Below are 14,930 nucleotides of genomic sequence, written 5' to 3'. Positions count from 1 at the left end.
CGCGCCTAGGTCGGCTGTCCCTCGACACGGCGGCGCAGCTCGCGCTGCCGTTCCTCGCCATTATCCATCTTCGGGTGGATCTTCAGCGCGGCCTCCCAGCTCAGGAGAGCGCCGCGCAGATCTCCCTCCTGCTCCCGCAGGCGGGAGAGCAGCGCCAGGGCATCGAAGCGCCGGGGCTCCAGCACCAGGGCCTGCTGCACGTCCTTCACGGCGCCGACGGTGTCGCCCAGGGCATTGAGGCCGATGGCGCGCAGCAGCCAGGCATCGGCATAGTCGGGCTGCAGGATCAGCGCGGCGTCGAAATCCTCCACCGCGTCCTCATTGGCCTCGGTTTCCAGGTTGCGCTGGCCGCGATGCATCAGCAGCGTCACGGCTGGCGAGGCCTGCTGCATCCAGAGGCCGCGGATGCGTGCTTCCAGCGCCGCGGCCGCGATCTCATCCGGCGCGGCCGCGAGTGCGGCGAAGAGGCGGTCCAGCTCCGCCTTGCGGGCCGTGGCGCCAGGGGGTGCCGGCTGCGCCGCCGCCAGCAGGGGCGGCGTGCAGGCCAGGACGGCCATCAGAAATAATCCAGCGCGCATGGACCCAAAGGTTGGGCCCCTGCGCGCCGGGCGCAAGGAAATTCCGTGTCAGCGGGTCTCGCTGCGTGGGTCCAGCGCGTCCCGCAGCCCGTCGCCCACCAGGTTGAAGGCCAGCACCACCAGGAAGATGGCGATGCCCGGATAGATCGACATCCAGGGCGCCTGGGTCAGGAAGCGCTGCGCCCCGTTCAGCATCGAGCCCCAGGAGGGGTTCGGCGGCTGCTGCCCGAGACCGAGGAAGGAGAGCGAGGCCTCGGCGATGATGGCCTCGGCGATGGCCAGCGTCGCCTGCACCAGCAGCGGCGCCAGGATATTCGGCAGCACATGCCGCAGCGCCGTGACGAAGGGCGGGTTGCCGATGGCGCGGGACGCATCCACCCATTCCGAATTCCTGGCATCCAGCGCCATGCCACGCGCGAGGCGCACGAAGATCGGCGTGGCGGAGATGGCGATGGCCAGCATCGCATTCTCCAGCGCCGGGCCCAGGAAGGCGGCGAGCGCGATGGCCAGGATCAGGAAGGGCACGGAGAGCATGGAATCGGCGATACGGGAGATCAGCGCATCCACCCACCCCCCGGCCATGCCCGCCAGCAGCCCCAGCGGCACGCCGAAGCAACTGGCGGCGAAGACGGAGATCACGCCCGCCATCAGAGAGGCCCGCGCGCCCCAGACGACGCGGGAGAAGACATCGCGCCCATTCTCATCCGTGCCGAACCAGTGCAGCGCGGATGGCGGCTTGCGGATGTTGGTCCAGGAGGTGGCGATGGGGTCGTAGGGCGCGACCCAGGGCGCCAGCAGCGCGATGGCGACGAAGATGACGACGACGGCCATCCCCAGCATGGCGAGCCGGTGCCGGGCGAAGCGCCGCGCGGCGCGCCAGCCCGGGCTCTGGAAGCGGCTCTCGGCAACGACGGTCGTGGCACTCATGACGCGCGCAGCCGGGGATTGATGGCCATGTAGAGCAGATCCGCCAGAAGGGAGAGCAGGACGAAGATCAGCGCCGTGGCCAGCACCACGCCCTGCACCACCGGATAGTCACGATTGAAGACCGCATCGACGATGAGCTTCCCGAAGCCCGGGATCGTGAAGATCTGCTCGGTCAGCACCGCGCCGGCCAGCAGGCGGCCCAGCTCGATGGTGCCCAGCGTCACCACCGGGATCAGCGCGTTCCGGAGGGCATGGGTCAGGATCACCCAGACCGGCGCCACGCCCTTGGCGCGGGCGGTACGCACATAGTCCTGGCTGAGCGCGGAGAGCATGGCGGCGCGGGTATGGCGCATCAGCACCCCCGCGACGCCGGTGCCCAGCACGATGGCCGGCATAATGGTGGTGGCCAGCGACTGCTTCCAGTCCTCCGTCAGCGGCACGTAGCCCGAGGGCGGCAGCCAGCCGAGATTCACGCTGAAAAGCAGGATCATCATGATCCCCAGCCAGAAATTCGGCGTGGAGATACCGGCCAGCGCCACGCCATTGGCAGCCCAGTCCGCGGGCTTGTCCCGCCACACGGCCGAGACGACACCCAGCGGCACGCCGATGATCACGGCGATGATGAAGGCCATGACGCCCAGTTGCAGCGTCACCGGCAGCTTCTCCAGGATCAGCTGGGCGACCGGCAGGCGGATGCGCCAGGAGAAGCCGAAGTCACCCACCAGCACCCGGCCCAGCCAGGCCAGGTACTGCCGCCAGATCGGCTGGTCGAGCATCAGCTCGGCGCGGATCTGGGCCAGCACCTCGGGGTCTCCCCGCTCCTCGCCGGCCAGGATCAAAGCGGGGTCGCCCGGCATCAGCTGCTGCAAGGCGAAGATCATGATGGAAAGGATCAGCAGCGTGGGGATGATCTGCCCCAGCCGCCTGATAAGCCAACGCGCCATCGGGTCAGTTCAACTTCATGTCCTGTGGGCGGATGATGCCGTCGGGCAGCAGGGCGAAGCCCTGGAGCTTGGCGTTGTACGCCTGGATGATCTTGCGGTGCCAAAGATAGGTCCGCATGTGGTCCTGCTTCAGGGCCACCTGATAGATCTGGGAATAGATCGCCCGCCGCTTCTCCTCGTCATTCTCGGCGCGGGCGTCGTCCAGCAGCTTGTCCACCTCGGGGCTGCTGTAGCGGCCGTCATTGTTGCCGCCCTTGGTATGCATGAAGGTCCAGACATTGCCGTCCGGATCGGGGCGGCCGGACCAGGCGGAGAGATAGGTCTCGAAATCGCCCCGCTGCGCCGCCTGCAGGGAGGAAGCGAATTCCTGGGTGGCGATCCTCAGCTCGATCCCGGCCTCCTTCAGCATGGCCTGGATCACCTCGGCCGCCTGGCGCAGCTCGGGGTTGGTCGGCACGGTCATCTCCACCTGCAACGGCAGGGTGACGCCGGCTTCCTTCAGCAGGGCCTGGGCACGCGCCACGTTGCGCGGCTCCGGCTTGAACTCGGTGTCATGGAAGGGGCTGGCGGGGGGCACGGGCTGGGCCGTCGGCGTCATCAGCCCCTCGAAGACCACCTGGTTCAGCGCCTCGCGGTCGATCGCCAGCTCGAAGGCCTTGCGGATGCGCGGGTCGCTGCCGATGGGCGTCTTGGCGCGAGCGCCATTGCCGATGTTGTAGACGATGCTCTGGTAGCCCAGGTCGTCCCGCAGGATGGTCTTGATGTTGCGGTTGTTCTTGATGCTGTTGAAGTCGCTCGGCGCGATCTCCACGACATCGAGGGACCCCGATTGCAAATTGGCCAGCCGCACGGAACTGTCGGGGATTGGCAGGTAGGTGATGCGGTTGATGTGGATGCGGCCGGCATCCCAGTATTGCGGGAACTTCTCCACCACGATCCGGTCCTGCGCCACGCGCTCCGCCAGCCGGAAGGGGCCGGCGCAGACGGGCCTGAGGCCGAAATCCTTGCCCGCCGCCTCCGCCGCCTTGGGGCTGACGATCATGCCGGCACGGTCGGTCAGCTGGGAGAGGAAGGGCGCGGAAGGTGCCGACAGGTGCAGGCGCAGCGTCAGCGGGTCCACCACCTCGATACGCTCCAGCGTGCCGATCTCGCCGCGGCGGAAGCTGCCGGAGAGGGTCAGGTGCCGGTTCAGCGTATACTTCACCGCCTCGGCGTCCATCTTCTCGCCGTCGTGGAAGATCACGCCGTCGCGGAGCGTGATCCGTAGCGTCTTCGGATCCTCCCAGCTATAGCCGGTGGCCAGCTGGGGCACGATCCGCAGCTTGTCGTCGATGTCGAAGAGCTTGTCGCAGAGGCTGGCAAAGACGATGCGGCCGACGAAGGTGCGCGCCAGCGTGGGGTCCAGGACATCCGGATCCTCCCGCAGGCCGATGCGCAGGTTCTGGGCCTGGGCCGTCGCGGAGAGAAGCCCGGCGCCAAGCACCAGCGCCACAAGAGTCGTTTTCTTCATATCCAGCTTCCCGGTACTGACAGATGGCCGAGGGGAGAAGCCCCATCCACCCGGCCCGGCGCCGCGCGAATGGGCAGACTGCCCGCGCCGACGCGCCCGGGCCGTGCAATTCCGAGCATGGAATACTCTGGTTTGGCAACGGCATGCGGACAGGCGGCGATCAGCCCCAGGGAGGGAAGCAGGAACCGGGCCAGGGCCGCCCCCTTTCCGGCGGCCCTGCTTTCCGCCACTTTGCCAGCGGATATCCTCAGGAGACACGGCATGACCACGCCCGAGACCCGCATCACCGAATGGCTGGCGACCCAGCAGGACGCCATGCTGGCCGAGCTGGAGGCGATGGTGAACATCGACGGCGGCAGCTACGACAAGGCCGGCGTCGATGCCGTGGGCGAGCGCGTGCGGGCCTTCCTGGCGCGGCATGACGTGGCGGTGGAAGTCCTGCCCCAGAAGAAGCACGGCGACTGCCTGCGCGCCGTGGTGGAAGGCGAAGGCACCGGCACCGGCAATGAGCGCCGCAACATCGTGCTGATGGGCCACCGCGACACCGTCTTCCCGAAGGGCGAGCCGGAGCGCCGGCCCTTCCGCGTCGAGAATGGCCTCGCCTACGGCCCCGGCGTCTGCGACATGAAGGCCGGCATCGTGATGAACATGTTCGTCCTGGCCGCCTTCAGGAAGTTCGGCGGCGCGCCGGGCCCCGTGGTCGGGCTTTTCACGGGCGATGAGGAAATCGGCTCCCCCGAGGGCCGGCCGGTGATCGAGGCCGAGGCCCGCGCTGCCCGCGTCGTCTTCAATTCCGAGCCGGGGCGGCCCAGCGGCAACGTGGTGACGGGACGCAAGGGCGGCGTCTTCTCCGTCATCGACATCACCGGCAAGGCGGCGCACTCGGGCGCCAATTTCGAGGCCGGCATCAGCGCCATCGAGGAACTGGCCCGCAAGGTGCAGGCGCTGCATGCGCTGACGGACCTCAGCCGCGGCATCACCGTCAATGTCGGGCTGGTCAGCGGCGGGCAGAGCGTGAACACGGTGGCCCCCTGGGCCCAGGCGCAGATCGACATGCGCTACGTGGACCCGGCCGACCGGGATGAGGTGATGGGCGCCATCCACGCCATCGCCGGCAAGAGCTACGTGCCCGGCACCAGCGCGACCCTGACCATCCGCGGCGAATTCGTGCCGCTGAAGCAGAACCCCGGCACCGACGCCGTCTTCAAGCTCTACAAGGACGTGGCGAGCTTCGAGACCGCGGGCGAATTCGCCGGCGGCTGCGCCGACAGCGGCTTCACCGCGCTGGTCGGCGCGCCGACGCTCTGCGCCGTGGGTCCGGTGGGCGGCAAGGCGCATAGCCCGGAGGAATACATGGAAGTCGCCACCATGGTGCCGCGCGCCCAGGCCGTGGCGCGCGCCATACTACACCTGGACGACGCGGGCGTCTGACTACTCGTTGTTCTCGACGGGCGGCGAGGTGGCACAGCCCTCGCCGTCGCGCTTGAAGACCTGCAGCCCGTCCAGCGTGGCGATCTGCTGGTAGCGGGCCCAGACCTCGGCGAATTCGGCATCGGCCTGGGCCAGCACGCTGGGGTAGTTGATGTCCTCGGCGCCCCGGCGGCGGTCCACGACGACAAGGTCGGGGCAGCCACGGATGAAGTCCTGCGCCACCCAGAGGCGCATCGGCCATTCCGCCGGCGGCTTGCCGTCCATTCGGGCGCGCCACAGCTCGCCCCGTAATGCCCACATGGAATCGAAGCGGCTTGCCCAGGTGACACCGGTATCGTCCACCACCGGGAAGCCCAGGCCGATCCATTCGGAGAAGGCGACATAGGTCCGCACCTTCTCCCGCTTGATCAGCCGCTCCAGCTTCACCTCGGTCGATTGCTCGGGCTCCACCGCCAGCACCAAGTGGTCATGCAGCCGCGTGCCCAGCTTGTCGGCCTGCAGGGCCAGGGGCATGAGCGCCAGCAGCATCAGCGCCTTGCCGCGCAGCCCGGCGGAAGCGCCCCGCCGGCGCCGGGCCAGCGCGGCCTCGGCGCACCAGTAGAGCAGCGCCAGCACCACCGCCGTGCTGCCGGGGATGCGGTGGTAGAACCAGTTCTTGCCGTCCAGGAACATGGCGATGGTGGCGGCTGCGGCGAAGCCGGTCAGCACCGCCATCACCGTCCGCCCGGCGGATTCCCTGGGCAGGGTGAAGGTCAGCAGCGCCGTCACGCCCAGCCCTGCCAGCAGGCGCCAGGATTCCAGCATGAGTTGCGGCAGGCTGGTATCGGTGCCGCCATAGAGGGTGACGGCCAGCGGCACCGCGCGGTCAATGAAGCTGGGATAGAAGACCAGGATGGAGAGGGCATAGAGCCCCGCCACGCCGAAGGCGACCACCGGCGCCAGCCGCAACCGGAAGCCGCGCCGCAGCCAGCCAGCCAGTTCCACCGCCGCGAGGCAGAGCAGGTAGCGCGGCTTCAGGGAGATGCCGAGCCCCGCCATTGCCGCGCCGCCGAGCACCAGCCGCTTTCCCGTCCGCTGTCCCTCCAGCCCGCGCAGCAGGATGCAGAGATGCGGCAGGACGGCGATGGTCAGCAGATGCTCCCGCTGTCCGAATTCCACGCCGGGCATCAGCATCAGCACGCAGGCGACGGTGGCGAAGGTCACGGGCGGGCAGGCTAATGCCGGCGCCACCCCGTGCAGCAGCCGGGCCGAGAGCCAGGAGGACCAGAGGGCCGAGGCGGCGAAGAGCACCACCGCCACCGTCTTGGCGGAGACACCGATGGCGTCCCCGATCAGCACGGGAATGGCGCTGATCCAGACGATCAGCGGCGGATTGACCTCCACCACGTCGATATAGAGGCGCTGGCCCTTCAGCCATTGCCGGGCCACCCAGAGCAGCCAGGCGATGTCGTCCTTCATCGGCGCGCGCAGTAGGGTGAAGAGTACCAACGCCAGGGCGGCCAGCACGATGCCGCCGCAGATCACGCTGGTTCGAGTGCTGGCGCGCAGCACCGGCCGCGGCGCGAGGCCGTCGGGAAGCCCAGGAAAGCTAAAGCTCACGCCGCTCAATCCCCCTTGGACGGGCCCCCCGGCCCATTCATTCCGGCATCAAAAAGCTATGCTCGCAATTTGTTTAGATTGGGGCGGAATGCTTCTCAAGAAATAACCTTTTCTCACCCCATGCGTTCGATCTCGGCGGGCAAGTCGAGCAGGCTGCGCGCCACCGCCTCGGCCGTCTTGATGCCGTCCACCCCGGCGGAGAGGATGCCGCCCGCGTAACCAGCCCCTTCGCCGGCCGGGAAAAGGCCGAGGGTATTCAGGCTGTGCCCGTCGGGCCGACGCTTCACCCGGATGGGCGAGGAGGTGCGGGTCTCCACCCCCGTCATCACCGCATCCGGACGGGCGAAGCCACGGATCTGCCGGTCGAAGGCCGGCAAGGCCTCGCGAATGGCGGCGATGGCGAAATCCGGCAGGCAGGGCGCGAGGTCGGTGGGCGTGACGCCCGGCTTGTAGGAGGGCACCACATCCCCCAGCGTGGTGGAGGGACGGCCAGCCAGGAAATCCCCCACGGTCTGGGCCGGGGCACGGTAGCCGCCACCACCGGCCCGGAAGGCGCGTTCCTCCAACTCCCGCTGGAAACCGATGCCGGAGAGGATGCCGCCGGGATAATCCTCCGGCGTGACGCTGCAGACGATGGCGGCATTGGCGTTCCGCTCGGCGCGGGAATACTGGCTCATGCCATTGGTCACGACACGGCCCGGCTCGCTGGTCGCGGCGACAACGGTGCCGCCGGGGCACATGCAGAAGCTGTAAACCGTGCGGCCTTCCAGCCCGGGCCCCTTGCAGTGATGCGTCAGCTTGTAGTCGGCAGCGCCCAGGGTCTTGTTCCCCGCGAAATCGCCGAAGCGGCAGCGGTCGATCATCCCCTGCGGATGCTCGATCCGGAAGCCGACGGAGAAGGGCTTGGCCTCCATGTAGACGCCGCGCTCCTGCAGCATGGAGAAGGTGTCGCGCGCGCTATGGCCCACCGCCAGCACGACATGGCTGGCCTCCAGATAGCCGCCGCCTTCCAGGTGCAGTCCCCGCATCCGCCGCGTGCCATCGGGCGCCGTCTGGATGTCCAGGTCCACCACCTTGGTGCCGAAGCGGTATTCGCCGCCCAGTTCCTCGATGGTGCGGCGGATGCTCTCCACCATCGTCACCAGCCTGAAGGTGCCGATATGCGGCTTGGAGACGTAGAGGATCTCCTCCGGCGCCCCGGCCTTGACGAATTCCTCCAGCAGCTTGCGGGAATGGTGCTGGGGGTCCTTGATCTGGCTGTAGAGCTTGCCGTCGGAGAAGGTGCCGGCGCCCCCTTCCCCGAACTGCACGTTGCTCTCCGGGTTCAGCTCGGACCGGCGCCAGAGGCCCCAGGTATCCTTGGTCCGTTCCCGCACCACCTTGCCGCGTTCCAGGATGATGGGGCGGAAGCCCATCTGCGCCAGGATCAGCCCGGCCATGAAGCCGCAGGGACCGGTGCCGATCACCACGGGGCGGGCGGTGAAGCCCTCGGGCGCCTTCGCGACGAAGCGGTAGGCCATGTCCGGCGTCGGGTTCACATGCGGGTCCTGCGCGAAGCGGCGCAGCACGGCGGCCTCGTCCCGCAAGGTCAGGTCCAGCGTGTAGATCAACTGGATGGCGGTGCGCTTGCGGGCATCATAGCCGCGGCGGAAGACGTGCAGGTCCAGCAGGTCGGGCCCGGCGATGTCCAGGCGGGCGAGCACGGCGGCGCGCAGGGCCTCCGGCGAGTGGTCGAGCGGCAGCTTCAGTTCAGTCAGGCGCAGCATGGCAAGGGCTTCCGGATGGGCGGTGGTGATCCGCCGGGGCGGGCATGCAGGGCATGGCCCGGGAACGGGCGCGATATAGCGAGCGGCGCCGCGCTTCGCCAGAAATCCCGATAGTGCTTCTATCAGTCAATAGAATGACCTATTGGTTGTTGAGAACCGCTGGCTTGAGAGTCCGGCGGAGCCGGAGGAAGCAACCAATGACGGAACATTATGCCAGCGGGCGCCGGGCGATGATGCGGGGCACCCTGGCCGGACTCGGCCTCGCCGCCAGCGGCACGGGCGCACTGGCCCAGGGCGCCGCGAGCCCCGCGCCGGCCCGGCCGGCGGCCGACCCGACGCGCGCCATGATGCAGCCGCTGCCGGAGCAGCGCCCGGTCACCAGGGGCAGCATCGACCTCGGTGGGGCGAAGCTGGGCTACTGGGATACCGGCGCGCCCAGGCCGGACGCGCAGACCATCATCCTGCTGCATCCCGGCACCGGCAGCCACGCCATCTGGGGCTACCAGCAGCCGGTGATGGTGCAGGCCGGTTACCGGGTCATCAGCTATTCCCGGCGGAGCTACCGGGACTCGCCGGCGGGCGAAGGCCCCCCGGGCACCGCGGCGGGAGACCTGCTGGCGCTGGTGGACCAGTTGAAGATCGACCGCTTCCACGCGGTCGGCTCGGCGGCGGGCGCCATCGTGGGCGTGGATTTCGCCCTGTCCCATCCCGCGCGGCTGCACAGCGCGGTCTTCGCCTGCACGCATATGGGCATCACCGACCCTGAATACCTCGCCATGAGCACCGGCCTGCGCCCCAAGGGCTTCGCCGAGATGCCGGGTGAGTTCCGCGAGGTCGGCCCCTCCTACCGCGCCGTGAACCCCGAGGGCGTGAAGCAGTGGGTAGAGCTGGAGCACAAGGCGCTGGAGGACGGCAAGCGGGTGAACCAGGGCACGCTGAACCGCATCACCTGGGCAGCGCTGCGGCAGATGAAGGTGCCGGCCCTGCTGATCGGCGGCGATGCCGATCTCTGGGCGCCCCCCTCGGTCTTCCGCCAGTTCGCCGCCGCCATTCCAGGCAGCGAGCTGCTGATCCTGCCGGAGACCGGCCATTCCGGCTACTGGGAGCAGCCCGAGGCCTTCAACCAGGCGGTGCTGGGCTTCATCGGCCGGCACCGGTAGCGATTGCCGGCGCGGAGGTAATGGCGGCAGTCTCGCCGCCATGTGCCTCACCGCCGCCACCCTGCTGGATCTGGCCCTGGCCAATCCGGTCAATGCCGAGATCCTGCGGCGGCTGCCGGCCCTGGGCGCGCCGCAGGCGCATCTGGTGGCCGGCTGCCTCTTCCAGGCTGTCTGGAACCACCGTGGCGGGCATGAGCCGGGATGGGGCGTGAAGGATTACGACGTCTTCTATTTCGACGACGCCGATCTGTCCTGGGAAGCCGAGGACCGCGTGATTCGCCGTGCGGAAATGCTCTTCGCCGATCTCGGCGTCACGGTGGAAGTGCGCAACCAGGCCCGGGTCCATCTCTGGTACCCGGAGCATTTCGGCGAGCCTTATCCGCGCCTCACATCGGCACGGGACGGTATCGACCGCTACCTGATCGCCTGCACCTGCCTTGGGGTCGCGGCGGAGGATGGCGCGGTCTGCGCGCCGGACAGCCTGGAGGATCTTTGGGAAGGGCGGCTGCGGATGAACCCGCGCCACCCGCAGCCCCGCCTCTTCCCTGCCAAGGCCGGGAGCTACCGTGCCCGCTGGCCCTGGCTGACGGTCACCGGCTGAATCAGCCGGCCACCTGCCGCAGCGCGGCGCAGACCCGCGCCACTTGCTCATCCGTCAGTTCCGGGAACATCGGCAGGCTCAGCACCTCGCGCGAAGCCGCCTCGGTTTCGGCACAGCGGGCGGGGCCGAGGGCGACGCGGTTGAGATAGGCGGGCTGCAGATGCACCGGCACCGGGTAATGGATGCCGGTGCTGATGCCGAGTTCCTTCAGCATCGAGGCCATGGCGTCGCGCCCGGCGCTGCGGACGACATATTGGTGGAAGACGTGGGTGGCATCCGCCCGCCGCGCCGGCGGCGTCAGAGAGGTGCCGGACAGCGCCGCGTCGTAGGCCTCCGCGATGGCATTGCGGCGGGCGTTCATGCCGTCCAGCAGCGGCAGGCGCACGCGCAGCACGGCTGCCTGCAATTCGTCGAGGCGGCTGTTCACGCCGACCATGTCGGAGATGTAGCGCGACTTCCAGCCATATTGCCGGATGGCGCCGATCCGCTCCGCCAGTTCCTCGTCCGCCGTGGCCAGAATGCCGGCATCGCCCAGGGCGCCCAGATTTTTGGTGGGATACAGGCTGAAGGCCGCCGCGGCGCCCAGCGTGCCCAGCTTGCGCCCGTCCAGCGTGGCGCCGTGGCACTGGGCGCAATCCTCGATCAGTGGAATGCCGGCGGCCTCGCAGGCGGCCAGCATGGGCTGGAGGTCGCAGGCCTGGCCATAGAGATGGACGGCGATGACGGCGCGGACCGGCGGCAGGCCCGGCGGCGGGTCCTCCAGCACCGCGGCCAGCTCATCGGCATCCATGGTGTAGGTATCGGGGTCAATATCCAGCAGCAGCGGGGTCGCGCCCACCATCTCGATGGCGGCGACCGTGGCAACGGCGGTGTGGGAGACGGTGCAGACCGTCATGCCCGGGCCGATACCCATGCCCCTCAGGATCAGCGCCAGCGCATCCGTGCCATTGGCGCAGCCCACGGCGCGCGGCAGGCCGAGCCAGGCGGCGAATTCGCGCTCGAAGGCAGCGCCTTCCCCGCCCAGGATATACCAGCCTGAATCCAGCGCGCGGCCCAGCGCATCATCGAGCGCATCGCGCTGCGCGCGGTAGGCGGCACCTGGGTCGGCCAGCGGAATGAGGCTCGGGCGGGGCGGCGAAACAGTTTCGGGCAGATCCATCTTGCCCTTCTCCTCGGGAGGTACGCGGCGCGGTTCAGAGATAAGCGGAAAGTCGGGGGCGGAACCAGTCCAGGCTATGGCGCAGCCCCTCCTGCAAAGACACTTTCGGTGCCCAGCCGGTTGCGGCGCGGAAGGCCCCGTCATCGGCATGGTAGCTGCCGATGTCGATCGCCGCCCGCTCGGCCGGGAATTCCTTCAGCAGGAAGCTTCCGCCACCATTGGCCTCCACGGCGGCACGGGCCAGTTCCAGCAGGGAGACCGGGGCGGCACCGCCGAGGTTGAAGGCACGGCCGGCGCAGGCCGGCGTCTCGGCCGCCAGCAGGAAGGCCTCGACCACGTCGTCAAGATAGGCGAGGTCCCGCAGCTGCGCGCCACCCCAGACCTCGAAGGGCTCGCCTTCCAGCAGCCGGCGGAACCAGATGCCCAGGAAGGTCTGCCGCGCATCCTTCACGCGCAGGCGCGGGCCGTAGCAGTTGGTCAGCCGCAGCGAGACCACGGGGCGTCCCAGGACCTTTTGCTCCAGCAGCCAGTACTGCTCCCCCGCCAGCTTGGAGATGCCATTGGCATCGGGCGGCGAGAGCGGATGCGCCTCGTCCACCGGCAGATAGCGGGGCGGGCCGTAGAACTGGCGGGTGGAGGCATGGACCACCGTGGCGCCGGGCGAGCCCGCGCGCAGCGCCGCGATCAGCCGCAGCTGCGCCGTGGCATTGATGGCCAGGTCCGTGAAGGGGTCGGCCATGCTGCCGGCGTGGCTGGTCTGGGCCGCCATGTTGAAGACGGCATCGAGTCCGCGGGTGAAGGGCGCGAGATCGGCATCGCGCAGATCGGCCACGACCAGCGTCGCCCTGCTGCCTTCCAGATTGGCCGGATGCGCGCCTGTCTCCGGCAGCATGGCATCCAGCGCCGTGACGCAGGCGCCACGCTCCCCCAGGGCGTGGCAGAGCCCGCTGCCGAGGAAGCCCGCCCCGCCCGTGACCAGCACGCGCTTGCCGCGCCAGAAGTCCGCCCGGCTCATGCCACGCCACCCAGGCGCTGCCCGGCATAGCGGGCGGCGCGGATCGGGCCCCACCAGGCCTCATGCTCCAGATACCAGCGCAGTGTCTTCTCCAGCCCCTCCTCAAAGCCATGGCGGGCCTTCCAGCCCAGCGCGGCCTCGGCGGCCGTGGGGTCCATGGCATAGCGGAAGTCATGGCCGGGACGGTCAGCCACATAGGTGACCAACCGTTCCCGCGGGCCGGCCGGGTCGGGGCGCAGCCGGTCCAGGATCGCGCAGATGGCGCGCACCACCTGAAGGTTGCTCCGCTCCTGCCGCCCGCCGAGGCAATAGGTCTCGCCGGGGCGGCCGCGCAGCAGGGCCAGAACCAATGCCTCGGCGTGGTCCTCCACCAGCAGCCAGTCGCGGATATTCTCGCCCCGGCCATAGACCGGCAAGGGGCGGCCCTCCAGCGCGTTCAGCGTCACCAGCGGGATCAGCTTCTCAGGGAATTGCCAGGGGCCGTAATTGTTGGTGGTGTTGCTGACGAAAGCGGGCAGCCCATAAGTGTGCTGCCAGGCCCGCACCAGATGGTCGGAGGCTGCCTTGGACGCGGCATAAGGGCTGCGGGGATCATAGGGCGTCGCGGCATGGAAGGGTGGATCGCCCGCCTCCAGCGCCCCGAAGACCTCGTCGGTCGAGACATGGTGGAAGCGGAAGGCCTCCCGCCGCGCGGGCGGCAGGGCCTGCCAGTATTCCCGCGCCGCCTCCAGCAGCACCTGGGTGCCGACGACATTGGTGGAGATGAATTCGGCCGGGCCGTCGATGGAGCGGTCCACATGGCTCTCGGCCGCCAGGTGCATCACCGCATCCGGCTGCCATTCCGCGAAGGCGGCGCGCATGGCCGCGCCATCGCGGATATCGGCCGGGATCAGCGTGTGCCGGGGATGATGGCGGGCTTCCTCCAGCGCCTCCGGGCTCGCGGCGTAGCTGCCGCGGTCGACATTCACCACATGGTGGTCGCTGCTGCGGATCAGGTGCCGGACCACGGCGGAACCGATGAAGCCGAGGCCCCCGGTGACGAGGATACGCATAGGTGCAGGTCTCTCGACTGCCAGAAGGCTGGTGATGTGCCCGTGGATTGCGGCGGAAGCGGGTCGGCTCCAGGGCAGGCCAAAGGCGATGAATGGGCAGAATGCGGCGCGCGCCCTGGTTGAAGGAAGGGCGCGACACCTCCGGCGGTCAGGTCATCAGCGTGGCGCCAGGGCGACGCCAATGATCTCCACCTTGTATTCCGGACCGACCAGCCGGCCTTCGCTGGTCATGCGCGCGGGCTTGGCGGAAGTGTCCAGCCAGCGGTCCCAGGCGCGGTTCATGGCCGGGGCATCGGCAATGTCGGCCAGGGTAATCTGCACCTGCAGCAGAGCCCGCTTGTCGGTACCGGCCTCAGCCAGGAGGGCGTCGATCTGCGCCAGGATATCCGCTGTCTGGCCTTCGGTGTCGAGGCTCGTGTCGTCGGCGATCTGGCCGGCCAGGAAAATGAAGCCGCCGGCGACGGTGGCACCGGAGAGGCGCTCCTCCTCGGCCAGTCGTTGGATCTGCATGCGATAGGATCTCCAGGTTCTTACCGGATCTTTTTCAACCCTGGGACGCACCGAGGCAACGCCCAGGAACACCGCGCATTCGCTTTCCGGACAAACTGGCGGACATCCCGATGACGCCGCTGATCGACCGGGCCATGCTGGCCAGCCGCCACCTCCTCTCGATCTTCTTCCTTGGTGTGATGCTGGGGCTGGCGCTCTACGCGCTGCGCTTCCTGACCAGGCTCTGGGCATTCGCGACCCAGCTCTTCACCCTGTCGGAGAATGAAGACCTGCTGATGCTGCTGCACCTGACCGATTCGGCGCTGGTAGCCTCGATGGTGGCGATGGTCGCCATCTCCTCCTACGACAGCCTCGTCTCCCGCCTGCATGAGAAGGCGCAGAAGCGGCGAATGCACTGGGTCGGCGGGCTGGACACCGGCAACCTGAAGCTGAAGCTGGTGACCAGCATCGTCGCCATCTCCTCCATCCACCTGCTGCAGATCTTCCTGAAGCCCGGCAGCTATGACGACCGGGAGACGATGTGGGCGCTGATTATCCACGGCGCCTTTCTGCTGGGCGTGCTGGTGCTGGGCCTGCTGGAACGCATGGCACCGAATGTCACGCCGGAACCGGAGGTGCATGACGCCGGGCCGAAGGAGGTGCGGCAGGAGAAGGAGTGAGCCTCCCTTCCCTGCCCCG

14 protein-coding genes are annotated in these 14,930 nt (G+C 68.8%); 4 read left to right on the top strand and 10 right to left on the bottom strand.

What is annotated here, in order from left to right; genetic code table 11:
- Positions 1–5: 5 nt before the first annotated feature.
- From IAI58_RS09195 to IAI58_RS09180, 4 genes are all read right to left on the bottom strand, one after another.
- The gene (locus IAI58_RS09195; RefSeq protein ID WP_207449538.1) at positions 6–557 is read right to left on the bottom strand and encodes a tetratricopeptide repeat protein; all 552 of its coding nucleotides are present in this window, start codon (positions 555–557) and stop codon (positions 6–8) included.
- A gap of 69 nt (positions 558–626) precedes the next feature.
- Positions 627–1,505, bottom strand: coding sequence for an ABC transporter permease (locus tag IAI58_RS09190; protein ID WP_207449540.1), 879 nt, complete (start codon positions 1,503–1,505; stop codon positions 627–629).
- Positions 1,502–2,449: an ABC transporter permease gene (locus IAI58_RS09185; RefSeq protein WP_207449542.1), complete on the bottom strand. Its 948-nt coding sequence runs from the start codon at positions 2,447–2,449 to the stop codon at positions 1,502–1,504. The genes IAI58_RS09190 and IAI58_RS09185 overlap by 4 nt, the downstream gene beginning before the upstream one ends.
- Before the next feature lie 4 nt (positions 2,450–2,453).
- Positions 2,454–3,959 (bottom strand): ABC transporter substrate-binding protein, encoded by a 1,506-nt coding sequence (locus IAI58_RS09180; protein ID WP_207449544.1) that lies wholly within the window; start codon positions 3,957–3,959, stop codon positions 2,454–2,456.
- Between the two features lie 261 nt (positions 3,960–4,220).
- Here IAI58_RS09180 and IAI58_RS09175 point away from each other — a divergent pair, with 261 nt between their 5' ends.
- Complete coding sequence (locus IAI58_RS09175; protein ID WP_207449546.1) at positions 4,221–5,390, top strand: M20 family metallopeptidase; 1,170 nt, start codon at positions 4,221–4,223, stop codon at positions 5,388–5,390.
- Here IAI58_RS09175 and IAI58_RS09170 read toward each other — a convergent pair whose 3' ends face one another.
- Positions 5,391–6,989: a hypothetical protein gene (locus tag IAI58_RS09170; protein ID WP_207449548.1), complete on the bottom strand. Its 1,599-nt coding sequence runs from the start codon at positions 6,987–6,989 to the stop codon at positions 5,391–5,393.
- Positions 6,990–7,102: 113 nt separating this feature from the next.
- Complete coding sequence (locus IAI58_RS09165) at positions 7,103–8,755, bottom strand: NAD(P)/FAD-dependent oxidoreductase (RefSeq protein WP_207449550.1); 1,653 nt, start codon at positions 8,753–8,755, stop codon at positions 7,103–7,105.
- Positions 8,756–8,952: 197 nt separating this feature from the next.
- Between IAI58_RS09165 and IAI58_RS09160 the strand changes: the two genes are divergently transcribed.
- Both IAI58_RS09160 and IAI58_RS09155 read left to right on the top strand, forming a co-directional pair.
- Positions 8,953–9,915, top strand: a complete 963-nt coding sequence (locus tag IAI58_RS09160; protein WP_207449552.1) for an alpha/beta fold hydrolase — start codon at positions 8,953–8,955, stop codon at positions 9,913–9,915.
- A 40-nt stretch (positions 9,916–9,955) separates the two neighbouring features.
- Complete coding sequence (locus IAI58_RS09155) at positions 9,956–10,516, top strand: nucleotidyltransferase family protein (RefSeq protein WP_207449554.1); 561 nt, start codon at positions 9,956–9,958, stop codon at positions 10,514–10,516.
- 1 nt (position 10,517) lies between these two features.
- Here IAI58_RS09155 and IAI58_RS09150 read toward each other — a convergent pair whose 3' ends face one another.
- The 4 genes from IAI58_RS09150 to IAI58_RS09135 all read right to left on the bottom strand — a co-directional run bounded on the left by IAI58_RS09150 (position 10,518) and on the right by IAI58_RS09135 (position 14,252).
- Positions 10,518–11,675 carry a DegT/DnrJ/EryC1/StrS family aminotransferase gene (locus IAI58_RS09150; protein ID WP_207449556.1) on the bottom strand — a complete coding sequence of 386 codons (1,158 nt, stop codon included), beginning with the start codon at positions 11,673–11,675 and terminating at the stop codon, positions 10,518–10,520.
- A 34-nt stretch (positions 11,676–11,709) separates the two neighbouring features.
- Positions 11,710–12,690, bottom strand: coding sequence for an NAD-dependent epimerase/dehydratase family protein (locus IAI58_RS09145; RefSeq protein ID WP_207449558.1), 981 nt, complete (start codon positions 12,688–12,690; stop codon positions 11,710–11,712).
- Positions 12,687–13,742: a dTDP-glucose 4,6-dehydratase gene (gene rfbB / locus IAI58_RS09140; protein ID WP_207449560.1), complete on the bottom strand. Its 1,056-nt coding sequence runs from the start codon at positions 13,740–13,742 to the stop codon at positions 12,687–12,689. Before rfbB ends, IAI58_RS09145 begins: the two co-directional genes overlap by 4 nt.
- A gap of 156 nt (positions 13,743–13,898) precedes the next feature.
- Positions 13,899–14,252 (bottom strand): RidA family protein, encoded by a 354-nt coding sequence (locus tag IAI58_RS09135; protein ID WP_207449562.1) that lies wholly within the window; start codon positions 14,250–14,252, stop codon positions 13,899–13,901.
- Positions 14,253–14,362: 110 nt separating this feature from the next.
- Here IAI58_RS09135 and IAI58_RS09130 point away from each other — a divergent pair, with 110 nt between their 5' ends.
- Entirely contained in the window at positions 14,363–14,911 is a 549-nt protein-coding gene (locus IAI58_RS09130) for a YqhA family protein (protein ID WP_207449564.1), read from the top strand.
- Positions 14,912–14,930: the final 19 nt, after the last annotated feature.

Origin of the sequence: Roseomonas marmotae (assembly GCF_017654485.1) — a bacterium.
Classification (GTDB): Bacteria; Pseudomonadota; Alphaproteobacteria; order Acetobacterales; family Acetobacteraceae; genus Pseudoroseomonas; species Pseudoroseomonas marmotae.
The sequence above is the reverse complement of the archived record's forward strand: the minus strand, read 5'-3'. Positions and strand labels throughout refer to the sequence as shown.